Source organism: Bradyrhizobium sp. AZCC 1678 (assembly GCF_036924765.1).
Lineage (GTDB): Bacteria > Pseudomonadota > Alphaproteobacteria > Rhizobiales > Xanthobacteraceae > Bradyrhizobium > Bradyrhizobium algeriense.
In genome coordinates this window covers 2299752-2324175 of sequence record NZ_JAZHSE010000001.1, presented here as the reverse complement: position 1 = coordinate 2324175, position 24424 = coordinate 2299752, and the positions used below count along the sequence as shown (strand labels likewise).

Sequence of the window (24424 nt, the reverse complement as noted above, 5' to 3'; positions counted from 1 at the left end):
AGGTGTCAGTAGTAGCCGCTGCCTGCCGCAGCCTGGTTCGCGTCGAAGCGGCGGGCCGAGAACGCGCCGACGAGTTCCGGCTCGAGCGCACCCGCCGCGACCATCCGGGCAATATCGAAGGCATGGTTGGAGGCGAGCGTCACACCGGAATGACAGCAGGTGACGAAAGCGCCCGGCTCGCGCTCCGACTGATCGTAAATGGGGAAACCGTCCTGCGGCATCACGCGGATGCCGGACCAGGTCCTGATGACGTTGAGGCGGGCCAGATGCGGGAACATGCGCTGCGCCCGATCCGCCATCACGGCGCTGACCGAATGGTTCAGCGTGCGATCGTCAAGCTGATCTTCCTTGCTGTCTCCAATCATCACCGTGCCCTCGTCGGTCTGGCGAATGGTGGTCAAGGGATGCGGCAGGAACGGCATGGTGCGCTCGGTCACCACGATCTGCCCTCGGGTCGGTCCCATCGGCGCCGACAAGCCGACCATCGGCGCGAGCGACTGGTTGGCGTTGCCGGCGGAGAGCACGACCTTGCTGGCGCGGAGCTCGCCCTGCGGTGTCGACAGCCGGAATTCGCCGCCGCTCCGGGCGATCGCCGAGACCGGCCGCTCAGGAAAATAGTCGACGCCGAACAACTTCAGCCCGGTGTGGAAGGCGCGGAAGGTGCGCAGCGAATTCACGTGCCCGTCCAGCGGACAGAAGCTGCCGCCCGACACGTCGGGTCCGATCAGCGGCAGCATCTTCTTGACTTCCGACGCCGACAGCATCTCCATCCTGTAGTCAGCCGCGCCCACCTGATTGTGCATGCGCGTCACAAGCTGAGTGCGCTGCGCGAACTCGTCCTCGCCCAGCGTCAGGTGAAAGCCGCCATTCTGCTGCAGGGCGACGTCGAGCCCGGTCTGATCTTTCAATTCGGTGGCGAGCCTGCCCCAGTTTTCGGACGCCCGCATTGTCCAGCCGGTGTAGGCCGGCATGCCGAGCCCCTTGCTCTGCACCCAGACCAGCGCGAAGTTTGCCCGCGAAGCGCGCTTGGCGATATCGCCCTCGTCGAGCACGGCGACCTTCTTGCCAAGCCGGCCAAGACCCCAGGCGATAGCGGAGCCGAGCAGGCCGCCGCCCACGACAGCGACGTCATATTCCTTTGACATAGGTTTTCCTTGGGTTCTCCTAACGCCCTGGATCGCTCTTGCCGGCGAGCACGCGGTCGAGCCCGTAGAAGCGGTCGAGCAGGATCAGGGCGGTCATGGTGATCGCGATCACGCTGGCCGAGACGGAAGTCACCAGCGGATCGATGTTGTCCTGGATATAAAGAAACATGCGAACGGGCAGCGTCTCGGTACCGGGCGCGGCCAGGAAGACGGTCATGGTCAGATCGTCAAAGGACTGAATGAAGGCAAGCGCCCAGCCGCTGATGACACCCGGCAGGATCAGAGGCAAGGTCACGCGGCGGAACAACGTCCAATCACCAGCGCCGAGCGAGACCGCGGCCATCTCGACCGAGCGATCCATGCCGGTCGCCGCCGCCAACGTCAGCCGGAGTGCGAACGGAAACACCACCACGACATGAGCGACCAGCAGCCCGGCGAAACTGCCGCCGATGCCGATCGACGTGAAGAAGCGCAGGAACGCGATCCCCAGCACGACATGCGGGATCATCAACGGCGAGAGGAACAGTGCTGCGAGGGCGTCGCGGCCTCGAAAATGATAACGGGCGATGGCAAGCGCCGCCGGCACCGCGAACAGCAGCGCCACGAGCGAGGACAGCGCACCTAGCCCGAGGCTCACCCAGAAGGCATGGACGAACTCGGGATAGTTCGCGATCGTCCTGAACCAGCGCAGGGAGAAACTGGTGGTGGGCAGCGACAGGTAGCCCTCGGGCGTGAACGCGACGAGGCAGACCACCACAATCGGCGCCAGCATGACGACGACGAAGATCGTATGGAAGATGAGCGCCAGCGGGCCATTGGTCCTCATCGGAACACCTCGGCATAGCGTCGCTCGATCAGCGCGTTGCTGCCGACGACGATCATCACGAGGGCTACCAGAAGCAGGACCGCAACGGCTGCGCCGAGCGGCCAGTTCAGCGTATTGAGAAACTCGTCATAGGCGAGCGTCGCCGCGACCTTGAGCCGGCGGCCGCCGATGATGGCTGGCGTCGCAAAGGCGCTGGCGGACAGCGAGAACACGATGATCGCGCCCGACAACACACCCGGCATGATCTGCGGCAGTACGATGCGGCGGATGATCGTGGGCGGACTGGCGCCGAGCGACAAGGCGGCGTTCTCGATCTGCGGGTCGACACGCTGCAGCGCCGCCCAGACCGACAGCACCATGAACGGCATCATCACATGTGCGAGCGCGACGACCATGCCGGTTTCGGTGAACATGAAGGGCAGCGGCTTGCCGATCAGCCCTAGCGACATCAGGAGCTTGTTGACGAGGCCATTGTTGCCGCCGAACAACAGCGCCCAGCCGAGCGTGCGCGCCACCACGGAGATCAGCAATGGGCCAAGGATCACGAGCAGGAAGAAGCTCTTCCAGCGTCCGCTCATGCGGTTGAGGATGTAGGCCTCCGGCGCACCGAGCACGGCGGTGATCAGCGTGGTCAACAACGCGATGCGGAAGGTCCGCCAGAACATCTCGGCAAAATAAGGATCGGTCGCGACCTCGTGCCAGTTCTTCAGGATGAAGACCGGCTCGATGCCCTTGTACTGGCCCCAGTCATGGAACGAGAGCATCACCGTCATCGCGAGCGGGATCACCAGGACACCGATGAACAGCATCAGCGCAGGCGCGGTCAGCGCCCACGCCGCGCGCGCATCGCGCGTGTCCGCCGTCGATGCAGCGTTCGCCGGAGCGGTATCGACGGCCGCGCTCATGGGGCAGCCCCGGCGCCACGCAGGCTCATGTCTTCCGGCCGCCAGGCGAGCCGAACAGCCTCGCCCTCGGCGGGCTGCGGCGTTCCATCGTTCTGACGGATCACGATCGCGGGGCCACATTCGGTCTCGCACTGGAACAGCCAGTGATTGCCCTGGAAGATCCGGGTGACGATCTTCGCTGCCAGCCCGGTGTCACCGAAACCGATCCGCTCGGGGCGCACGCTCATCGTCACCGGACCGACGACACCTATAGGCGCGGGCGCGTTCCAGGAGCCGGCGACCAGCCGCGCCGGGGCGACGGTCCGGTCGACGGTCGCGGCGAAATCGTTGGTCTTGCCAAGAAATTGGGACACGAAGGCCGAGGCCGGCCGCTCGTAGGTCTCCTGCGGCGTGCCGATCTGCTCGATCCGGCCCTGGCTCATGACCACGATCCGGTCGGACAGTGACATCGCCTCGATCTGGTCATGGGTGACGAGGATCGTGGTGGTGCCGAGATTGCGCTGGATCTGGCGCAGCTCGATTTGCATGTCCTCGCGCAGCTTGGCATCGAGGTTCGACAGCGGCTCGTCGAGCAGCAGCACGCTCGGCCGGATCACCAGCGCGCGGGCAAGCGCCACGCGCTGCTGCTGGCCGCCCGACATGCGCCGCGGATAACGCTCCTCATAGCCGGCGAGCCCGACCATCGCCAGCGTGGCGCGGACGCGCTCTGCGCGCTCAGCCCGTGGTACGCGTCGCATCTCAAGGCCAAAGGAGACGTTCTCAGCCGCTGTCATGTGCGGAAACAGGGCGTAGCTCTGGAATACGATACCAAGGCCGCGCTTCGCCGGCTGCACGGCGGTCAGGTCTCGTCCCTCGAGCCGGATCGCGCCGCGCGAGGGATCGAGGAAGCCTGCAATCATCTGCAGCGTCGTGGTCTTTCCGCAGCCCGAGGGACCGAGGAAGGAGATGAACTCCCCCTTGCCGACCGCGAGACTGAAGTCATCGACGACTGTCTGCGTGCCGAACTGTTTGCCGACACGGTCGAGTTCGAGAATGGACATGGACGTGCTTCCGGATGGTGCTGTGGCAATGATCGATCGAGGCTTGCGGCGCCCGCGCGGAGCATCGCCGAAATCCCGCGCGCCCGCGCTGAGCCTTAAGCTCAGCGCTCGACCTCCCGATTCCACCGCTTGGTCCACTCCTCTCGCTTGTCGTTGATGATCGCCCAGTCGGGCGTGTAGAGCTTCGCCGCGCGCTCGCCGATCGGAGCCATCTTGCCGAGCTCCGGCGGAACCACGAGCGACTTCAAGACCGGGCCGTAGCCGTAATCCTTCAGCATCACGAGCTGCGTTTTCGGCTCGAGCAGTGTCTTGACGAATGCCGAGGCGAGCGGCGATGGGTTGGGCTTGGTGATTGGACAGGCGGTCGTCACGAGCGTGGCCGCACCTTCCTTCGGATAGACGAAGTCGACGGGGAAGCCGGTGTTGGCGAAGCTCTGGACGCGGCCCGTACCCCACACAGCCAGTACGGCCTGTCCGGACTGGAACAGCTCGGTCATCTTGCCCGGCGAAGGCTCATAGGCCAGCACGTTGGGATTGACATCACTCTTGAAGATCTTGAAGCCGGCATCGACGTTGGCTTCACTGCCACCGTTCATCCTGGCAAGCATCAGCAACGCGTGCAGGCCGTAGGTGTTGTTGATGGGCGGAATGACCAGTTGCTTCTGGTATTTCGGATCCTTGAGATCGTTCCAGGAGGTCGGCGGCGCCCAGCCTTTCTCCGCGAAGACTTTGGTGTTGTACATCAGACCGGTTGCGACCAGACCAATGCCCACCGCGCGATCATCCTTGAAGCGTGCGGCCTCGTAGAGATCGGCAGGCAGACCTTCGATCTTGCCGCAGAAGCCCAATTGAATCGCCTGGTACATCGGACCATCGTCGACGATGGCCACATCGATCTGCTGGTTTCCCTTCTGCGCCTGCAGCTTGGCAAGTGTATCCGTCGAATTGCCGGCGACGTATTCGACCTTGACACCGTTGGCCTGCTCAAAGGCCGGGATCACTTCGTCGCGGATCGTCTTCTCAAAGGAGCCGCCGTAACCCGCGACATAGAGCGTCTTCTGCTGCGCCAAAACTGCCGACGGGGCCAAGGCGAGCGTCGCGATGCAGACCGCGGTCACAAGGGAGAGATGCTTCATATCGATCGATCTCCAATACCGTTTGCTAGGTGGCACCCGGAGCGCACCCTCATTTTGACCGGCTCGAGCCCTCCGCCGAACGAGGCGCATGCGCCAAGTTCATCGGTATCACGGTACGACGTATCGGATCCGCGCGCGGGATTTTCAGATTTCACCGGCTCGCTTCCACCGGTGTCGCCTAAAAAATTAGCTGTTTCCAGTCTTGATGAAAAAGATCGCAATCCAAGCTTTCGCCGTCCAATGAATAATGGCACCTACTACATGCCGAAATGTTATGGACGGGAGCAGGCATGGCTCGGATCAATTCGCGGCAGGTCGAAGCCTTTCGCGCGATGATGCTGACAGGCAGCGTGACGGAGGCGGCAAAGCTGATGGCGGTAACACAGCCGGCCGTAAGCCGGCTGTTGCGCGACTTTCAGGCGCTGCTCAAAATGGAGCTGTTCGAGAGACGCGGCAGCGGCCTTGTACCGACGGCATCCGCAACAGCACTCTACATGGAAGTCGAGCGATCCTTCGTCGGACTCGAACGCATCACCGCGGCCGCCGAGGAGATTCGCGGCCGCCGGACCGGTACGCTGCGGATCGCGGCCCTGCCGGCGCTGTCCAACGGCTACCTGCCGCGGCTGGCTGGTGGATTCCTGAAGGACCGGCCGAACCTCAACCTGTCGTTTTTCGGTGTCATCTCGCCGATCGTGGTCGACTGGGTTCTGAATCACCAGTGCGACATCGGTTTTGCCGAGGTACCGATCGCCCATTCAGGCCTGCCGTGCGTGCGACTGCCGGCGCCCGCGCGCGTTGCGATCTTGCCGGCCGGCCATCGGCTGGCCGCCAAGGCTGTGCTCGAGCCGCGCGATTTCGAGGGCGAGACCTTTGTGTCGCTGACCGCCGGATCGACCGGTCGCCATCTGATCGATCAAGCCTTCAACCGCGATGATGTTCGCCGCGTCCTGCGGGTCGAGACCAGCCTGTCGGAGATCATGTGCGGGTTGGTTTCGTCCGGCCTTGGGGTTGCGATCTGCGATCCCTTCACGGCGCAGGAGTTTGCGAACCGAGGCGTCGTCGCGCGCCATTTCCTGCCGCGGATCGATTTCGAATTCGCTGCCGTTTTTCCACCGCAGCGCAGTCCCTCACCTGTGGCCCTGGATTTGGTAGAGGTCATGCGTCAGGCGCTCGGCAAGTTAAGCGAACTGCCCGTCGTTTAAACTGATGGTGTATCGGCGCCCAGATCGTCGGCCCATGGCTCGCCAAGGACCTGATCTCATCCTGCCTCTCCGCCGAGTTCTCAACCCACGAGGATTTTCGCCGTCGGGTCGAAAAGCTTCGCGTGATGGACGAGGAAAGTTGAGTTCCGGGAGCGGCTTGCCATGATGGGACACACAACATGCGATAATTGAACGATCCGAAGCTAGGAGCCTGCCCTCCCGAACGCAATGGCGAAAAATTCAACAAAAAATAATGATTGCTGATTTCGTTTGACGACTCATGATCGCTTGTTCACAGCGTTTCGGTGTTCAATCGGTGGTCGACCTCGTACAAACAATAGCGCATTTGCTTAGTTTCCACAGCGGCGTCGGCGAGCGGTTACATGTCGTGGTTCGAACGACCGTTGTGCTGCAGGCAGGCACTTCTCCAGCAATTTGCTGCCTAGACTAGCCGAAGTTGCCATAACGGAACCAAGCTGCCTCGGTCATTTATGGTCTGGTTGCCGCAGTATTAAACCAAAACGTGGCGTTGAAGAGATCCGCGTCCGCATGATCGGGCGTCTCCGAAGGCGTCACCCTGTGATCGACCACCAGCAAATGCGGTCCCGCCTTCACAACGGGTATCGATGCAATGCCGTCAGCGTCGGTGGTAAAGCGAGGGATATCTTGATCCGCCACCGCCGTCATACCGTCGCCCCGCTCGACATCGATTCCGGAAAGCGGCTTGCCGTGAAACAGCACTTTGAGGCGCAGGGTCTGTCCTGGCTTCGCCAAGTCTGGATCGGATAGCGGAACGATTTCCAGATCGTGACCGATCACTTTCTGCCACGGTGCGTCCGGCCCTGTCAGCGCCTTGGCAAATTTCCCCGACCACATGCTATCTGCCGCATTAGGAACGAGGCGTCGGGTCGCGTTGCGATAAGGACCGTCGGCCATCTTGATCCAGAACCCATTGTCGTAACGCGCAGCCAGCAACAGATTTCCGCTGTCCGCGAAAGGTCTGGACACAACGACGGGGACGCCGTGGTCCTGCACCGGTGTCAGGTCAGACAACAGCGACGACGCGCCGGCGGGCGCAATCACGACAAGATCGAGGATCTTGTCCGGCATGGTCGGGGGACGATCGTCTGGGTGACCATAGTTGACGACGACGCGGCGGGAGGTAGCTTCACCGGAGAAGGTCAGCCAAACATCGTGGGCCGAAGCTAAGTTGGTCGGCGCCAGTGCGGCGGCGGCCAAAAGCAAGGCGCTGCGGATGCGACATGGATTGCTCATTTGGTGACCAACGTTGGAGGGCCCGAAGCAACGGCGGTTGGAAAGCGATAGGTGAGCCCAGCGAGGACGACGACGGCCGGTTGCGCGCTGACGAAAATATCAGACGAACTCGCTCCCGTAGGATTGCCGAAATTGACTGCAATTTCACTCAGCCGATCACCGGGATACCATGTCGCCTGCGTGAATGCCGTCCAGCCTTCCGGCCAAGTGTAGGCCAGTTTGCCAGTGACACGCGAGAACGGCGAGCTCGTAATCAAGCCATCCTGCGTAAGGTTCTTCTTGCCGACAAATGTCACATAGGCGCTACCCGACAGCACTTGCGCATTCACGGTGGCGACGTTGAAGTCGACACCGACGTTGGCAACATAGTTAGGCACATTCGGAACGAAGAATGAGGGAGCCGCATCCAGCAATCGAGCTCGAACGTGGCTGAAGTTCGCAAACAACGAGATATTGTTTACAGGTTCCTGAATGGCGAAGAAGCGCCCGTCCAGATCGTAGCCGTCGCGACGTGCCTTGCCCAGGAAGGTCACAGGAAGTCCGGGAGCCGCCTGAAACGATTCGTTTTGGGAATCCGTCGTCCAATAGCTGGCGAGGAACCTGAAACGGTCGAACGTGAACTGAAGGCCACCTTCCCTGCTGACAACCTTGAACGGCTGAATCCCGGGATTGCCGATCAGTTCAAGGGGCACGTCGATGCTGCGGAAACCCTGTCCGTAGTTCGCAAACAGTTCAAGCCACTTCACCGGGGTGATCGCGACGCCGACCTTTGGGCTCGTAATGCCATTCGAGATATTCGGCGTACCGCCAAGCGTAATGCGGTCGTTGATATCGTAGTAGAATTGGTCGAAGCGTCCACCGGCGGTGAACTTCAGCCATGACAACGGCTTGATCTGAACCTGACCAAAGGCCGCGAGGTTGGTTTCGGTCAATCCGAGATTGACTACCGGCGCTCCGGTCACCGCCCGGGCCGTGGTCGGCGCCTGGAAAGCGTTGATATTGTCCGAACGCCAATTGCTTCCGATCAGTACCTGCACCGGAATGTCGCTACCGATGGCGCCGGTCCAGACTTTGCTGACGCGCCCGCCGACCATTGTCCGGTCGTCATGCTGCCATCGCTGCCCCCCGCCGAAATCAGCGTAACGGTTAAAATAGTCATGGCTGACGAACAGCGTGCCTTTGAGCTCCTGATCTTGTGCGCCGGAGGCATAATTGACGACGAAATTCTCAAGCTGCTTGTTACCACCGTCGGTCGGATTGGTCGCCGAGCGTTCCGAGATCAATCCGGCTTCAATCGCATCGCGGTTGGCGTACCCGGGCGCACCGAAGGTCGTGCCATAGGCCTGTGCGCGCAATGAGACCGTAGCTCCGTCGGGAAGCGTCGTCGTCACCTTATTGAACGAGTTGTAACGGTCGATGAAGCTGTTGTCGCGATAGCCGTCGGTACGATACCCCTCCAATGCGATGTAGGGCAGCCACGCGCTCTGCGTCGTACTGTACGTGCCCAAACCGCGCGCGGTGCCTTGGGTGCCGCCTGACATGCCGACGCTCGCGAACGGTTCGGCGGTCTTGGTCGTGATGTTGACCGAGCCGCCGAGATTGGAATCGCCATACTCGATCGCAAACGGGCCGCGGACAATTTCGATGCTCTTGACGCTCTCGGGCAGCACGATGTTCAGGTCCGCGTAATTCGGCGTATGCAGCGACGAGACTTCGTTCACCGGCACACCATCGATGAAATAGGCGATGTCGCGCCCGTGCTCCGCCTCGGTGTAGCCCCGGAGCGAAAGGCCATAGCCGATCGCGCCCTGTCCAAAGTTCGAGACGTTGAACCCAGGCAGAGACCGAAACAGATCGCCATAGGTTGCAATGGGCAGCTGGCTGATTCTGGGAGCATCCAGCACCGTCGTCGCCGCAGGTAACGCCGTCACCGAGCTCGATAGATCGCCACGGCCAGGTGTTGCCGCTGGAACACCCGAAAAGCCGGACGGGGCCGGCTGTCGACTGGCAGGTTGCCTTCTTTGTGCAGAGCGACGGATGCCTTGTAAGCGCGTGGTGCGCTCCGAGCGTTGCGCCCGTTTCTTTGCCGCCTGATCGGGGGAAGTAATCGTTACCGGAGGAAGCAGGCTGGCTCCAGGTTCCGCCCGGGCCACTTGTGCGTACGTCGGATGAGTCAGGACGACAATGGATGTACCCGCGAAAAACAGGCGCAACGAACTTTCTATGCGATGCCGTGTCCGCATGATCGGGCAATCGAATCGGTTGCATCTTTCGATAGCACAGCCTGTGCACGGTACCGGGGCACGTATGACTTTTCAATACAAATATCATACAGCGCGCACACGTGCAGCCACGTGACACCACGATTACTGCGAGCGCCACAATGACGCCGGCCAGCAACAACGACGGCATGCTTCATCTGAATGGCGCATCCTCCATGTATTATTGCGGCTCTGTCCTTCAGTTCTCGGCGGTCAACCGGTGTGGGCAACGAAGCAGACCTGCGCACGCGTGGCTTGCCGCTGACCCCAAGCCGTGCGCGCCAGGTCAATGAGGTTCCCAGATCGGCGCGTCGGTGAACAGACCGCCCTCGGCAAAACCGATGCCGTAGATCAGGACCGCCCCGAAGGAGAAGCTGACCAAGCCCGATGCCACACGGAGCCGCCAATTGAATTTCGGCAGATTGACAGCCGTGAACGCAAACGGCGCCGACAGGATCAGCGTGATCAGCATCATTCCGACGATAGTCCCGAGCCCGAAAAGCAGCAGATATCCGAGCGCGGCCACCGGTTCGCGGATGATAGACAGGATCATCAGGGCGATGGCGGCCGACCCTGCCAGGCCGTGCACGAGGCCGACCACGAAGGGTCGCAGCCAGCCATAGAGCGCGATCCGGCCGAACCCGCTGCGGTCGAGCCGCGCCAGCGGCGTGTGCTCGTCGGCGTGCCCGTGCGCGCCGGGGCCGTGACCGTGCGGGTGCCGGTGCAAGTAGTCGCCGTGCGCATGGAGGTGATCGTGGACGTCGAGCTCATGTACGCCGGGAACGCTCGCACGCGCATGGGCTGCGCCGCCCGCGCGACCCATGCCTGTCAAGGTGAGAACGCCGAGCAGGACGAGCATGATGCCGACGGCAAATTCCATCGACATGCCGAGCCGTGGCGGAATGACGACCCCGAACACGATGATTGCCGTACCGACCGCCATCACCGTGACGGTGTGCCCAACGCCCCAAGCGGCGCCGATCAGCGCTGAGCCCGCCACGCTGCGCTCGCGACTGACGATCGTCGCAATGGCGACCACGTGGTCGGCGTCGGTCGCATGCCGCATCCCGAGGAAGAAGCCGAGAAACAGGAAGGACACGACGTTCAGGGCGGCTTCGGTCATTGCGCACGTTTCAAGATGGCATCGAAGCCAAGAACTTTTCACGCGGATAGCCCAAGACGATACGGCCGCCCGCGACAGCTGGTCCATCAGGGCTTTTCCGATAGAAGACCGGGGAGAACCCTGATTGACCCGTCCAGTCGTGGTCCATCTAATGTCGAGTAGCTGTCGTCGTTGCACGGAAATTCTGACGACCGTTCCGTGGGACCGACAGCCAATTAGCTCAATCGTGCTCCTGCTTCTCCCTAAGTAAGGCAAGCCAGGCAGGGCCCGGAGGATTGCATGCAGCTCACTCCGAGAGAGTTCGACAAGCTGCTCGTCTACATGATGGCAGATGTCGCGTTAAAGCGAAGAGCCAAGGGCCTCAAGCTCAATTATCCCGAAGCCGTCGCTGTCATCTCAGCGGTCGCCCTTGATGGCGCGCGTGCCGGGAAGACTATCGAAGACGTAACCAAGGAGGCGCGTACCGTCCTGACCAAGGCTGATGTGATGGATGGCGTCGCCGATCTTATTCCAATGGTGCAGATCGAGGCGGTGTTCACCGACGGCAGCCGCCTGGTGACGGTGCACACGCCCGTCCAGTGAGTGCCTGACAGGAGGCTAACATGGCCGGACCAAAGGTGGGCCCCGCTGTTGCCGCAAATGTCGACCCGGCAACCAAGGACATGCCGGTCGGCGGTTACGTGTGCAGTTCAGCGGCAATCACATTCGATGCCGATCGTCCGGTGACGACGCTTAAGGTGCGCAATGCAGGTGATCGCCCGATACAGGTCGGATCGCACTTCCATTTTTTTGAAGTCAATCGTGCGCTGGAATTCGATCGCGCAGCGGCCTTCGGGCTGCGCCTGAACATTCCGTCATCGACGGCAACCCGGTTTGAGCCCGGTGACGAACGCGATGTCCAACTCGTTCCCTACGGCGGCAAACGCGCCGTCTATGGTTTCAACAATCTCGTCGACGGTCCTACCGCAGGCCAGGACGCCGCCACGGTCAAATCCAGGGCGGTGGCGCAGGCGACGAAGCGAGGCTTCCGCTCGATATAAGGCGTGAGGTCGCGCCAAACGGCAAATCTTGAACGAGGGCCACTATGCCTACCATGTCTCGGCAAGAATATGTCGGTCTCTTCGGTCCGACGACGGGTGATCGCATCCGATTGGGCGATACGGGCTTGTTCGTCGAGATCGAGCGCGATTTGCGTGGCGGCTACGGCGACGAGCTCGTCTTCGGCGGCGGCAAGAGCATGCGCGAAGGCATGGGCATGGACAATCAGGTGACGCGGGCGGGCGGCGCTCCTGACCTCGTGATCACCAACGTGACCGTGATCGACGCGGTGCTGGGCGTAGTGAAAGCGGATGTGGGGATCAGAGACGGCCGTATCAGTGCGATCGGCAAGGCCGGCAATCCGCAGACGATGGATCGCGTTACACCTGGCCTGGAGATTGGCCTAACCACCGATGCCATCTCGGGCTCACATCTGATCCTGACGGCAGCCGGGATCGACACACACATTCACTTCATTTCTCCGCAGCAGGCGGAAGCGGCGCTCTCAAACGGCACCACGACATTGATCGGTGGCGGTACCGGTCCTTCGGACGGCTCCTACGCGACGACGGTCACGTCGGGTCCCGGAAACATCAATATGATGTTACGCGCATTCGAAAACTGGCCGCTCAACGTCGGCATTCTCGGCAAGGGGCACGGACACGGCAAAGCGGCTCTGGTTGAACAGATCGAGGCGGGCGCAGTCGGCGTGAAATGTCACGAAGACTGGGGCACCACCCCGGCGGTGCTTCGGTCCGCGCTGTCAGTCGCAGACGAGACGGACACTCAAGTGTGCATCCATACCGACACGCTGAACGAATCCGGCTTCGTCGACGATTCGATCGAGGCGTTTGAGGGTCGGGCGGTCCATTCGTTTCATACCGAAGGGTCCGGCGGCGGCCACGCGCCTGACATTATCAAGATCGCAGGCCTTCCCAACGTCTTGCCGTCTTCGACAAACCCCACGCTCCCCTACGGCATCAATTCGCAGGCGGAGCTCTATGACATGATCATGGTGTGTCACCACCTGAGCCCCGACATCCCGTCGGACGTTGCATTCACTGAGAGCCGCATCCGGGCTGAAACCATCGCCGCGGAAAACGTCCTTCAAGATCTCGGCGTGATCTCGATGTTCTCAAGCGATTCGCAGGCCATGGGACGCATCGGGGAATGCTGGCTGCGTTGCATCCAGACCGCCGATGCAATGAAGACCGGGCGCGGCAAGCTGCCTGAGGACGCGCCCGGCAACGATAATTTCCGGGTGCTGCGCTACGTGGCGAAGATCACTATCAACCCGGCGATCACGCACGGTATTGCCGACGTGCTGGGCTCGGTCGAGGTCGGCAAGATCGCCGACCTCGTTCTGTGGGAGCCGGCGTTCTTCGGCGCCAAGCCAAAGCTCATCATCAAGAACGGCTTTATAAGCTTGGCAGTGATGGGCGATCCGAACGCGTCGCTGCCGACGCCACAGCCCACCTACTATCGGCCCATGTTCGGGGCCTACGGTGATGCGTTGGCGGCCAACTGCATCACATTCGTCTCCGGCGTCGCTCATGCTGCCGGAATCAAGGAGCGGCTGGGGCTTCGCCGCCAGGTGATGCCGGTGCGAAACGTGCGCAACATCGGCAAGCGCAATATGGTCCGAAATGCCGGGACGCCGAAAATTGAAGTCAATCCGGAAACCTTCGCCGTGACCGTCGACGGCAAGCACGCCACCGTGCAGCCTTTGACGACGATCTCGTTAAACCAGAAGTATTTCTTCAGTTGAGGAGCGTGCCGTGATCCTCATCAAAACCATTCTGGGCAACATCGGCGATCCCGAATGGACCGAGCGCCTGTCTGCCGCGGACACCGACTTGCTGGAGATCGACCAGTGGGAAGCGCAGAAGAGCCGCTTCCGCAAGGCGACTGCGAAGGGTGTGGAGATCGCCGTCTCAGTCGACCGCGGCACCCATATCCGCGAGGGAGACGTGCTGCTCTGGGATGCCAAGGCGCTCTCGGCACTTGTCGCGCGAATCGAGCTGCGTGACGTGATGATCGTGCATCTGGACGATCTAGCGAGCCTTGTGCCCGAAGTGGCCATGCGCACATGCGTTGAACTGGGCCACGCGATGGGTAACCAGCATTGGCCGGCATTGGTCAAGGGCAACCGTGTCTATGTTCCGCTCACCGTCGATCGCAAGGTGATGGCATCCGTCATGAAGACGCACCGTTTTGAGGGAATCCGCTACGAATTCGTAGCCGGACGAGAGGTCGTCCCCTACCTCGCTCCGCATGAATCACGCCGGCTTTTCGGTGGCGCGGAGGGGCCGGTGCATTCACACACGCATGAGAGTTATGCCGGCGTCGAGGCCGAGACAGGACGCGCGTACGGACATCCACCGACGCACGTCCACGCCCATCCGGGGGACGCAGCTCAGGGACCAACATCGCCGGCAACGGCCGGTTCTGCGCATGATCATCGAGAATGATGGCGTCGACGCGTCGAGCAGCACCGCATTTCTCTCGCGGATGCTGCAGTTTGGTGACTCGATGTTTCCCATTGGCGCGTTCGCATTTTCTTCCGGCTTGGAATCCGCCATTCAGGAAGGTGTCGTCACCAACGCGGCAACGCTTAGGGCGTTCGCGCGCACCGCGTTAGAGCAGGCGGCGCGCAGTGACTGTATCGCGCTGATCGCTGCGCATCGCGCGGCGGCTGCCGGCGACGTCGATACCCTCGCCCGGATCGATGCGCAGGCATACGCGCGCAAGCTTTCAGACGAAGCGCGGACCATGTCGGTTCGCATGGGCAAGAAGTTCACAGAGATGGGTGTGGAGGTGGTTGGTGCGCCGCTGCTTCGCACCTGGCGTGAATGCATTGAAAAGTCTGTTACCCCCGGCTGCTACCCGATAGCCCTGGCCATAAATTTTGCCGTACAGGATCTGCCTGCCAGCCAGGCGTTTGTCGTGCACCAGTACGGCGTTGCGACAACGATCCTCGGTGCGGCCTTGCGGTTGATGAAGGTCAGCCACATCGAGACGCAGAACATTCTCTACGAACTTACCGGCCAAACGCGAGGGATGTACGAGGCCGCCGCGGCGGCGCGGCTGTCGGACATGGCAGGTTTTGCGCCGCTGGCGGACATTCTGGCCGCTGTCCATGCCAGAGCGCATGTGCGCCTGTTCATGAGCTGATGTTGAAGGGAGCTTCGGATGTCGAAGAATATCACGCGCATCGGCATCGGCGGTCCGGTCGGATCAGGCAAGACCGCGATCGTGGAAGCCATTACACCGCGTTTGCTCGACCTCGGCATCAGGGTGCTCATCATCACCAATGACGTGGTGACAACCGAAGACGCCAAACACGTTCAGCGTACCCTCAAGGGTGTTCTGCTCCAGGAACGCATTATCGGTGTGGAGACAGGTGCCTGCCCTCATACTGCGGTGCGCGAAGACCCAAGCATGAACCTCGCCGCGGTCGAAGATATGGAACGGCGCTTTCCGGATAGCGACGTCGTGCTGATCGAAAGCGGGGGCGATAATCTGACGCTGACCTTCTCGCCGGCGCTGGTGGACTACTTCATTTATGTAATCGACGTCGCCGCGGGCGATAAGATTCCTCGCAAGAACGGACCCGGGATCACGTATTCCGACATCCTGGTGATCAACAAGACAGATCTGGCCCCCCATGTCGGAGCTAGCCTTGACGTGATGAAGCAGGATTCGCAGATGATGCGCGGTAGCAAACCGTTCCTGTTCACGAACTGCAAGACGGGGGAAGGCATTCCGGAATTGGTCGCGCTGATCGAGCGGGAGTTTCTGTTCGATATCAATCCACGCTCACGGCGCTCAGCATGATACCGGCGGCCTTCCCTCCCTGGGCACGCGCTGAAGCGCTCGGCGCATCGATGCCGGAATTCGCCTCGTTCCAGGATGAACCGCCGCAGATGAGCAGCGGCACCGTGGGCAAGACGGGTTTCCTCCGTCTGGGTTTCGAGCACCGCTCCGGCAAAACGATCCTGGCAAACCTGGAACGCCGCGCTCCCTATATGGTGCAGCGCGCGCTGCATTGCGACGAACAAATGCCAGGTTTGGCCTACGTGTTCTTGATCACCACCACGGGCTGCTTGCTGCAGGGAGACAGGCTCGCTCTGGACATCACCCTTCGTCCGGGCGCGCAAGCTCACCTCACCTCCCAATCGGCAACCAAGATCCACGCGATGGACGCCAATTATGCAGCGCAAAGTCAAACTATAACGCTTGCCGATGACGCATACCTGGAGTTCCTTCCCGAACCCGTGATCCCGCACCGGCACGCACGATTTATCAGCGACACGCAAATCTCCGTCGCTCCGTCGGCCACATTGCTCCTCTCGGAAATTATTCAGCCGGGCCGAAAGCACCATCATCCGGACGAGTGCTTCGGAGTAACCGTGCTGTCGGTATCAACGGCAGCGGCGCGGCCCGATGGTCGTTCCTTGTTCGCAGAGAAGCTGGTAGTCGAGCCGCGGCGATATGCGATGCGGCAGACCGGCGTGATGGACTCCTTTGATGTGTTCGCCAACGTGATCCTGTGCGCGCCCAAGGACAAGGCAGACCGTATCCACGAGCGTGCGGGGGCTGATATCGACCTTGCGGACGGTATTGCGTTCGGCGCTTGTCGTTTGCCCAATGATGCCGGCCTGATCTTCAAGGTGTTGGGCCGCGAAACGGCGCAGGTGAAAGCCAAAGTGCGCGAGTTCTGGAGCGTGGTACGTCAGGAGATCACCGGCGCCGCGCTACCTCCGCCCTATCTATGGCGCTAGTGGATCGACGTTCCAACAGGTGATCTCCAACAGCTGACGTCGACACGTTCGAGGAGGCAGCAATGGAAAAGATCTTGGCAAAGTGGGAAAGCGTCTCTGCGTCGTCAGGCATAGTGCGGTTCCTGGACATCAATTTGCGCAGTATCGGTCAGGTGATGTTTCAGAACAATCCGCTAACCGGCATTCTCTTTCTGGCCGCGATAGCCTGGGGTTCATATGCAGCCGGTGTACCCCAGGTGGTGATTGCGGGCGTCCTCGCGGTCGTCGTCGCAAACCTGACGGCGCAGCTGCTTCACGTCGATACCGATTCGCTTCATTCTGGGCTCTTTGGCTTCAACGGCATTCTCGTCGGCCTTGCGCTGGCGACGTTCCTGGCTCCCGGGCCGCTGCTTTGGGTGTATGTGATGCTGGGAGCGGCCGTGTCCGTCGTCGTGATGCTTGCCACGACCAACGTCGTCAGACCATGGGGTGGCGCTCTCACATTTCCGTTCGTTCTCACAACGTGGCTTCTGTTGTTGGCCACGTATGGATTTTCCGGCCTCGCGGGAACGGCACTGCCGTCCGGCAGCGTCGTAACCGCGTTCCAACCCTACGAGGCAAGCCCGCTCCAACTGATCGACCTTGCCCAAGGCGTGTTCCTGAGCATTTCACAAGTCTTCCTGAAAGCCAGCGGCATCGCGGCGCTGCTCCTGCTTGCAGGGCTCGCCGTGAGCTCGCTCGCAGCCGCCGCCTTCGCTCTCGGAGGTTCGATACTGGCGGTGTTGACAGCTCATCTTTTCGGAGCCGAGAGCGACCTGATCACCGGCGGTCTCCTCGGATTCAGCCCGGTCCTGACGGCGATCGCACTTGGTACCGTCTTCTATCAGCCGAACTGGCGCGTCGTGGTTTACACGGCCCTCGCCACGGTGTTCACGGTGATCGTCCAGTCAGCGGTGAACGTTGCGCTGACACCGTTCGCCATTCCGGCTCTGACGGCTCCATTCGTGCTGGTGACGTGGCTGTTCCTGCTGCCGCGGCAACGCCTGGAGGGAGTGCCTGAGGATGCCCGCGATATCGAAAAGCCTGCCGCCGTCGCTTGATCCTCATCACGGTGTTCGTGGGGCCTGTGAGTGAGACAGCGATAGCTCAATCATCGACCTCGGATTTGCGGGAGGAAGCGAACCATGGGACTCATTGGGATATTGCTCGGTCTCGCCCTGCTGATGTGGCTCGCGTACCGGGGCTGGAGCATTCTGCTGGTCTCTCCACTGGCGGCGCTCATCGTGGCCGTGTTCTCGGGCGAGCCACTGCTCGCCCACTGGACGCAGACGTTCATGAGCGGGGCGGCGCGGTTCGTAGCGCAGTGGTTCCCCTTGTTTCTGCTCGGCGGGTTGTTCGGAAAGCTCATGGGCGACAGCGGCTCGGTCAGCGCCATCGCGCAGTATTTGACCAAGAAGTTGGGAGCCGGCCGCACGATGCTCGCAGTGGTGGCAGCCTCGGCGATCGTAACCTATGGCGGGGTGAGCGTGTTCGTCGCGTTTTTCGTGCTGGCCCCGCTGGCTCACGAGATGTTCAGGGCCACGAATCTGCCGCGCCGGTTGATACCGGCGGCCGTCGGTCTCGGTGCATTCACCTTCACCATGTCGGTGATGCCGGGAACCCCCTCGGTCAATAACGCGATTCCGATGCCGTACTTCGGCACCACCACCTTTGCGGCCCCCGGGCTGAGTCTCATCGCGTCGGCCATCATCTTTGTCTTCGGCATGTGGTGGCTCGGCCGTGCCGAGGCGGCCGCGCGCAAGGCTGGCGAAGGTTACGCTGGCGAGGCGGGAACCGCTCCTGTCGTCAACGAGATGGTCCGCGAGCAGGCGGCGCCGGCGGGCGACTTCGACCCGGCCGAGTTACCGCATGGCAAGCAGGCCGAGAGCGGGCCGCCCTTCGTCCTGGCCATGCTGCCCATCGTCGTCGTTATCGTCACCAATTTCCTGATGGCGCTCGTCGTATTCCCGCGGCTCGATTTTTCGTTCCTGTCCGAGCCCCGCTGGGGCGGTATTACGATCGGGGCCGTGTCCGGCGTCTGGTCGGTTTTGGTGGCTCTCGCGTTGGCAAACTTGACCGTCATTCTCATCAACTTTCGACGCTTGCCATCCGTTCGCGAAAGCCTTGATGCCGGCGCGAATTCCGCCGCCTTGCCGATGCTGATGATCGCCAGTCTTGTCGGCTTCGGCGCGGTCGTTGCCGCAGTGCCGGCATTTGGGCTGGTTCGCGATGCGGTATTTTCGGTTCAGGGAGGACCGCTGGTCTCATTGGCACTCTCCATGAATGTGCTGGCGGGGCTGACCGGTACTGCTTCCGGCGGTATGGCAATTGTGCTCAATGCATTTGGCGCCGACTTTATGCGTCTTGCCACTGAGCATCACATCGATCCCGAATTGATGCATCGTATAACAACGATGAGCGCTGGTACCCTAGACGCGCTCCCGCACAACGGCACGGTGTTGCTGTTATTGCAGATTAGTGGTCTGACTCACCGTGAAAGCTATCTCGACATGGTGGTGACCGTGATCGTCAGTTGCATTATCGCACTTGTTGCTGTCCTGATACTGGGTTCGGTTTTTGGATCGTTTTGACGACAGTAGTTACCGTTAGTTCGGAAGATTGTCCGAGCGTTGGTTGCCACTCGTCGTGATCATCGTTCCGTCTCGCTAACAGATCACTCGCATGCCAAACCACGACGAATTCGCCCTGCCTTAAACACGTTCGCGTTCGTCAGGTTGACTGTTACCGATAAGCGAAGCGAAGCAAAACTGGCACCAGTATCCGTCGCGCAGATCAGAATCATGACCGCGGTCTATATGGGATAGCGCAAGACAGCGGCGAGGGACTTACCTCCGGGGATGTCGATTTTGCGAACACCGAGAACGCGGCCACCTGCATGGATAACCCGCCGCGCGATTTCGTCGACCACGCCATAGCTGCCCGCACTCGGCCTGTCAGCAAACGTCGTGCTGCCATCCACCTCGGACACCTTTCCGGGAACGACCTCATCAATGTCGACCAGCAGAGTTTCAATGGCCCCACAGGTGGCCGCGCGAGCCGCCTGGACGATATCGGTGGTCGCGCGACGCTGGTTCTCGCGGGCCTGGAAGCGGCTGACGAAGGCCGCGATCTCGTCACGATAGAGATCATCAAGCACTGAGCGGGCACGCGCCGCAACTTCAGCGTCAGTGAGCGCGTCAGGGCTGCCATCGATCCCTGTCGGTGTCAGATGCGCATAGGTATTTACAGATCGATAGATCGATGCGAGAGGCTGAAGCGCGGCCAGTACCAGCGGGATATCGATGCCGGCAAGCAGTGCGCGCAGTGAACTGTCCACCTTTCGTGCGAACTGGCGCAACCTCACCTTCTGGCCTTCAGCGCCCTGGATGCGACCGCTCGGAGATCGATCGTTCAGGGTCGAGCGGCCTACTGCGCTGGCAGCACACTTCGGCATGCCCTCGACCTTGACACGTGTCGCAGGCAAATCAGCGGGGACCTCGATCACGCGGACCATTGCTTCAGACAGCGCCAGCACATAACAGGCGTGGGGAAACGTGACAGCGCGCAGCAGCGGCTTCAAAAAGAAGCGATCGGACACTTCGACGAGGGGCTCCAGCGCGTTGGGAAGACGAAATGTCCGGATATTGTCGGGCGTGGCCAGCACAGCGAGGCTGCGCGCCTGGAAACGCCAAAACTCGTCATCGTCGATAAGGTCGTCCAGATGTTCGGCCAATGCAGCAACGCGGCGCTTGTCGGTGCCCGCCGCTTCGAGCTGATGGATTCCTTGCTTTACAAGATTCTTCAATTCGATCCGATCGCCTATGGTCTCCTGCGTCACTGGCGAGGTTCGCAGATAGATCGACAGGCAGATGTCATCGCGGTGGGAGATCAGTGATTTCAGATCGGCGGTAGTTGGAATGTCGACGTAGAGCATGACAAATCTCCATTTCGAGCAACTTATGGATCTTCACATCGTCCACCCAGATCAAGATAGTGGAAATCCATAGTTGAGGAGTATCTCAGGGCGCAACCAGTCTCTTGCGGATGGCATAGCGGACCAGCTCTGCCGTTGACGACATCCTGAGCTTGCGCATAGCCGACGCGCGATGGGTCTCGACGGTCTTCACACTCAGCTTCAAGATGGTGCTTATCGACCGGTTCGTATGTCCCTCCGCAATAAGCTGAACCACGCTCTGCTCGCGTGACGTCAGCACCATGTCCGATTTGTTCTGCATGTTGACCTGGTAGTCGTGGAGAAGTTTCTCCAGCAGGACACTGGTGAAGTAAGGCCTGCCGTCGAGCAAGGCTTCGATCGCAGAAATAAGGTGCTTCCGGGCATCCGACTTGAACAGGAAGCCACGGACGCCCGCCAGAATGGCCTCCGTCAGCAGTTCCTCGCTTTCGTGCATCGTCAGGATCAACACTTCAGTGCGCAGATGGAGCGCCCTGAGGCGGCGACTCACCTGCAATCCGTTCATAATAGGCATGGAGTAGTCGGCGATCACAATGTCCGGCCGGGTTTCCAGGGTCAACGTGACGGCCTGCTCGCCATTGGTCGCTTCCCCGCTTACGATCCAGTTGGAGCGCGCTTCAACGATCGCGCGAAGCCCGGAACGCACGACTTCATGATCATCCGCAATCACGATGCGTTTCACGGCGTCGTTCCCGTATGCCGGCACCGAACCTTCAAGCGATCGGCTGAGGTGACCGGCAGCAAAGTCGGACGATCATACTGATCGCGGCCGGAAGGGTTATCCCACAAAACCCCGAGATCTCCCGGCGAATGTACTGACGTGACCGCCGCCCGCTCAGGTCATCGTCATGCCTCGACCAGCCTCGCCCGAACCGCGTATCGGACCAGCCCCGCGGTTGAATTCACGTCCAGTTTGCGCATCGCGGCCGCCCGATGCGCCTCGGTCGTCTTGACGCTGACATTCAGGATGGCGCTGATGCCCTTGTTGCCATAACCCTCCGCAACCAGCTTGACGACAAGCTGCTCTCGCGGCGTCAGCCCCTGCTGCCTGTCCATGTCGGCACGCGATACGATATCCAATTCATTCACGCAGCTTCTGGTACAGAAGGGCTTGTGCAGCAGAAGCGAGTCAACGGCCGCCAATAGCAGCTTGTTCGCATCCGATTTCACCAGGAACGCGCGGGCGCCGGCCTGGAACGCCTGTTGCGCGAGCAGACCGGAGTTGTGCACCGTGAAGATCAGCACCTCCGTCTGCAGCGGATGATCCCTGATCCGCCGCGCAACCTCCACCCCCGTCATTCGCGGCATCGAGAAATCGACGATAGCAACGTGGGGCCGGCTCTCAATCGCCGCGGCAACTGCCTTGCTGCCGTCATTTGCCTCGGCGACGACTTCCCAATCGACTCGTTGTTGTAGCACCGCTCGCAGCCCCAACCGCACCGCTTCGTGATCGTCAGCGATAAGAATCCGCTTCATGGCAGAACACTCCTGGTCGTTTTGCACGGTGCCAAGTTCGAAAGGCGCCAGAAACGGCGACTTCCTCCTGCCACCGGCGATTCGCGTTTTGGCTCTATTGAGTGCCTGTGTGAGCCGTAATGACTGAGGTGGCCTTTCGTCGGTTGCGCCTGTTGGTAACAAAATCATGCGGAAACACCGCGCATAACATGGTGCCCGAGCGCCGCATCGCCGGACCGGAGCGGATCTCAAGCGTGCCTCCGATCTGCTGCAGCCTCGCTCGCATTGCGGGAATTCCAACGCCAAACGATTTTGCCTTGGTGCCGGGTCGCGACGTGGCAACCGGCATGCCGTGACCGTCGTCGCTGATCGTCAGCCGAACGCGACGGTCAGCTACCTCAATCACGATCTCCACTTCCGTCGCCTTGGCATGACGGAAGACATTCGTCAGGGCTTCCTGGACGACCCGCAGCAATGAGTGCTGTTTCTCGTAAGGCAATCGATCTACGTCGGACGCGATCCTGGTACTGACTTGCAGCGACGTGCGTGCTGCGAACCCCTCGGCATAGTGCTCGATCGTGGCTTTCAGTCCGTCGATCGTCAGGTCCTGGGGGTACAGCAGATAGGCAAAGGCCCGGATCTCCCTGAGCGCTTCATCGATCGATGCATCGATTTCGTCGCAAAGCCGCTCGGCGCTGACGGGGTCGCCCAAGCTGGCCCGGATCCGCATAAGGCCCAGGCTGGCTGCGATCAAATGCTGACAGGTCGAATCGTGGAGATCCGATGCGATTTTTTGCTGGATGTCCTCCTGGATGGAAACCAGTCTGACATTCATGCGCGCGTCGACGATCCCTTCAGCGGCGCCCTTAAGGGTGCCTTCGCTCAGGATACGATGACTGCCGATCAGGCGGACCATGCTGCCGGTTGCGGCATCGCAGATCGGAGCGACGGTCGTCTCGATCGTTCGCCGAGGACCGCCAAGCGCGAGGCGATGGCGAATTCTGACCTCGGCTCGTTCGGCAAGACAAGCGTGGAGGGCTTCGCAAACGGACCTCGCATCTTCCCTGCTCAAACAAGCAGAGACGTCCATTTCTCGGATTTCCTCCGACGAAATGCCAAGAAGAGATTCAAACGCCGGATTTATCCCTTCGTACGCAAATCGCCCCCGGTGCGAAGGGCGTACTGCAAAGAGAAGATCGGCTGCGAACATCCAGTACAGCCGGTCGCTCGTTTCTTCCGGGCCAATTCGCAGCCATTCTCTGACGCTGGCTCGATTCGACTCGCGGGCTGGAGAGCCATGCAACTTCACGATACGCACTCACCCTTCTCAAGCAACTCTCAATATTGAATATCGTGAGCCGCTCTCCCGCCCCGCCACCGTGGCATCAATCCCAAAACCGGATCAGAGGCCGCGCCCTTGGGGGGTGGGTTGATTATACACCGTTAGGACGGCCACACCACCAGGTAGTATTCCCGCAAGAGCTAAATCTCGAATCTGTGAGACGAAATCCGGAAATGCACTAATGTGTGGGCCGCGAAACATCGTTGCGAGAGCGAAGCTCAAATGCGATGCAACAGATACTAAAAGTGCTTCAAACGGGGATTTTCGCGAACCGCTATTTTTTTCGAGAAAATTCACTCTCGCTGACACGTGATCGGATGTCACCCAAGGATGGTGCCGTTCTTGGGATCAACGTCGGCAGAGTAGATTTGATCCTGTCGACTGGCATTGAGCCTGTTGGTATCCCAGCTCCCTCAGCAGACGTTGACCTTGCCAGCGATGGAACTTGTAGATGGCCGTAGAGGATCGGCTCTTCGTGGCGCGCGCCAGTGGAGCCAGTCAGCGTGACGCCGTAGATCCAATACGTCGTGTCCTGCGTATACAGCTGCTGGGGAGCGGCGGCGGCAGATATTCCCGTCATACTCGCGGACGAGTTGGAGCATCTCGTCGCCATGGGCATCCGGGAATCATGTGTCGACACGCCCCCGATCAATGTTTCGGCCAGACCGCGCGGCTTGAAGTTTTCCAGATAGCCGCGGAGCTCGTCTACGAGACTAGACTTGCAGCGGCGGGTAACTTGGGGAGAGGGATTTCCAGGACCGGATGATCGGGAACAGTCATCCCTGCGACTGAGGGTTTTCTCGGATGCCGCGTCAACGGGCTGCGGGCTAGTCTGCCGCATTGCGCCAAGCAGCGGCTTCAGTCTTGGCCGCCGGTGGGGGCTCTATCCAGCAGGAGATGT

At 60.9% G+C, this 24424-nt stretch carries 22 protein-coding genes and 1 pseudogene; 11 read left to right on the top strand and 12 right to left on the bottom strand.

The window, feature by feature from the left end; translation table 11 throughout:
- Positions 1-5: 5 nt before the first annotated feature.
- The 5 genes from V1294_RS11110 to V1294_RS11090 all read right to left on the bottom strand — a co-directional run bounded on the left by V1294_RS11110 (position 6) and on the right by V1294_RS11090 (position 5052).
- Complete coding sequence (locus V1294_RS11110) at positions 6-1145, bottom strand: NAD(P)/FAD-dependent oxidoreductase (RefSeq protein ID WP_334497026.1); 1140 nt, start codon at positions 1143-1145, stop codon at positions 6-8.
- Between the two features lie 19 nt (positions 1146-1164).
- Positions 1165-1971, bottom strand: coding sequence for an ABC transporter permease (locus V1294_RS11105; protein WP_334497024.1), 807 nt, complete (start codon positions 1969-1971; stop codon positions 1165-1167).
- Positions 1968-2876 carry an ABC transporter permease gene (locus V1294_RS11100; protein WP_334497022.1) on the bottom strand — a complete coding sequence of 303 codons (909 nt, stop codon included), beginning with the start codon at positions 2874-2876 and terminating at the stop codon, positions 1968-1970. Before V1294_RS11100 ends, V1294_RS11105 begins: the two co-directional genes overlap by 4 nt.
- Entirely contained in the window at positions 2873-3916 is a 1044-nt protein-coding gene (locus tag V1294_RS11095) for an ABC transporter ATP-binding protein (RefSeq protein WP_334497020.1), read from the bottom strand. Before V1294_RS11095 ends, V1294_RS11100 begins: the two co-directional genes overlap by 4 nt.
- A 101-nt stretch (positions 3917-4017) precedes the next feature.
- Positions 4018-5052, bottom strand: a complete 1035-nt coding sequence (locus V1294_RS11090) for an ABC transporter substrate-binding protein (RefSeq protein ID WP_334497018.1) — start codon at positions 5050-5052, stop codon at positions 4018-4020.
- Positions 5053-5342: 290 nt separating this feature from the next.
- On the opposite strand from V1294_RS11090, the gene V1294_RS11085 reads away from it, so the two are divergent.
- Both V1294_RS11085 and V1294_RS11080 read left to right on the top strand, forming a co-directional pair.
- A complete protein-coding gene (locus V1294_RS11085) occupies positions 5343-6254 on the top strand; it encodes a LysR substrate-binding domain-containing protein (protein ID WP_334497016.1) in 912 nt (303 codons plus the stop codon).
- Positions 6255-6262: 8 nt separating this feature from the next.
- Positions 6263-6397, top strand: a pseudogene (locus V1294_RS11080) (ribose-5-phosphate isomerase); the annotation flags it as partial.
- Between the two features lie 346 nt (positions 6398-6743).
- Here the strand turns inward: V1294_RS11080 and V1294_RS11075 are convergent.
- From V1294_RS11075 to V1294_RS11065, 3 genes are all read right to left on the bottom strand, one after another.
- Complete coding sequence (locus V1294_RS11075; RefSeq protein WP_334497014.1) at positions 6744-7529, bottom strand: DUF4198 domain-containing protein; 786 nt, start codon at positions 7527-7529, stop codon at positions 6744-6746.
- The gene (locus tag V1294_RS11070; RefSeq protein ID WP_334497012.1) at positions 7526-9742 is read right to left on the bottom strand and encodes a TonB-dependent receptor; all 2217 of its coding nucleotides are present in this window, start codon (positions 9740-9742) and stop codon (positions 7526-7528) included. Before V1294_RS11070 ends, V1294_RS11075 begins: the two co-directional genes overlap by 4 nt.
- Before the next feature lie 334 nt (positions 9743-10076).
- Entirely contained in the window at positions 10077-11000 is a 924-nt protein-coding gene (locus tag V1294_RS11065; RefSeq protein WP_334497010.1) for a hypothetical protein, read from the bottom strand.
- A gap of 192 nt (positions 11001-11192) precedes the next feature.
- On the opposite strand from V1294_RS11065, the gene V1294_RS11060 reads away from it, so the two are divergent.
- The 9 genes from V1294_RS11060 (at position 11193) to V1294_RS11020 (ending at position 19344) form a co-directional block, all read left to right on the top strand.
- Positions 11193-11495 carry an urease subunit gamma gene (locus V1294_RS11060; RefSeq protein WP_212485508.1) on the top strand — a complete coding sequence of 101 codons (303 nt, stop codon included), beginning with the start codon at positions 11193-11195 and terminating at the stop codon, positions 11493-11495.
- An 80-nt stretch (positions 11496-11575) separates the two neighbouring features.
- Complete coding sequence (locus V1294_RS11055) at positions 11576-11953, top strand: urease subunit beta (protein ID WP_334477744.1); 378 nt, start codon at positions 11576-11578, stop codon at positions 11951-11953.
- Positions 11954-11997: 44 nt separating this feature from the next.
- Positions 11998-13719 (top strand): urease subunit alpha, encoded by a 1722-nt coding sequence (locus V1294_RS11050; RefSeq protein ID WP_334497008.1) that lies wholly within the window; start codon positions 11998-12000, stop codon positions 13717-13719.
- 10 nt (positions 13720-13729) lie between these two features.
- On the top strand, positions 13730-14422 hold the full coding sequence (gene ureE / locus V1294_RS11045; RefSeq protein WP_334497006.1) for an urease accessory protein UreE: 693 nt from the start codon (positions 13730-13732) through the stop codon (positions 14420-14422).
- Complete coding sequence (locus V1294_RS11040; RefSeq protein ID WP_334497004.1) at positions 14406-15125, top strand: urease accessory protein UreF; 720 nt, start codon at positions 14406-14408, stop codon at positions 15123-15125. Before ureE ends, V1294_RS11040 begins: the two co-directional genes overlap by 17 nt.
- 18 nt (positions 15126-15143) lie before the next feature.
- Positions 15144-15788 (top strand): urease accessory protein UreG, encoded by a 645-nt coding sequence (gene ureG, locus V1294_RS11035; protein WP_334497002.1) that lies wholly within the window; start codon positions 15144-15146, stop codon positions 15786-15788.
- Positions 15785-16735, top strand: coding sequence for an urease accessory protein UreD (locus tag V1294_RS11030; protein ID WP_334497000.1), 951 nt, complete (start codon positions 15785-15787; stop codon positions 16733-16735). The genes ureG and V1294_RS11030 overlap by 4 nt, the downstream gene beginning before the upstream one ends.
- A 62-nt stretch (positions 16736-16797) precedes the next feature.
- Positions 16798-17814, top strand: coding sequence for an urea transporter (yut, locus tag V1294_RS11025; RefSeq protein ID WP_334496998.1), 1017 nt, complete (start codon positions 16798-16800; stop codon positions 17812-17814).
- A gap of 84 nt (positions 17815-17898) precedes the next feature.
- Complete coding sequence (locus tag V1294_RS11020) at positions 17899-19344, top strand: GntP family permease (RefSeq protein WP_334496996.1); 1446 nt, start codon at positions 17899-17901, stop codon at positions 19342-19344.
- Between the two features lie 221 nt (positions 19345-19565).
- On the opposite strand, the gene V1294_RS11015 is transcribed toward V1294_RS11020, so the two are convergent.
- From V1294_RS11015 to V1294_RS11000, 4 genes are all read right to left on the bottom strand, one after another.
- Positions 19566-20687 (bottom strand): baeRF11 domain-containing protein, encoded by a 1122-nt coding sequence (locus V1294_RS11015; protein ID WP_334477734.1) that lies wholly within the window; start codon positions 20685-20687, stop codon positions 19566-19568.
- Positions 20688-20772: 85 nt separating this feature from the next.
- Positions 20773-21408 (bottom strand): response regulator transcription factor, encoded by a 636-nt coding sequence (locus V1294_RS11010; RefSeq protein WP_334477733.1) that lies wholly within the window; start codon positions 21406-21408, stop codon positions 20773-20775.
- 164 nt (positions 21409-21572) lie between these two features.
- Positions 21573-22202 carry a response regulator transcription factor gene (locus V1294_RS11005; RefSeq protein WP_334504596.1) on the bottom strand — a complete coding sequence of 210 codons (630 nt, stop codon included), beginning with the start codon at positions 22200-22202 and terminating at the stop codon, positions 21573-21575.
- 94 nt (positions 22203-22296) lie between these two features.
- A complete protein-coding gene (locus V1294_RS11000) occupies positions 22297-23499 on the bottom strand; it encodes a sensor histidine kinase (protein ID WP_334496995.1) in 1203 nt (400 codons plus the stop codon).
- Positions 23500-24424 lie beyond the last annotated feature (925 nt).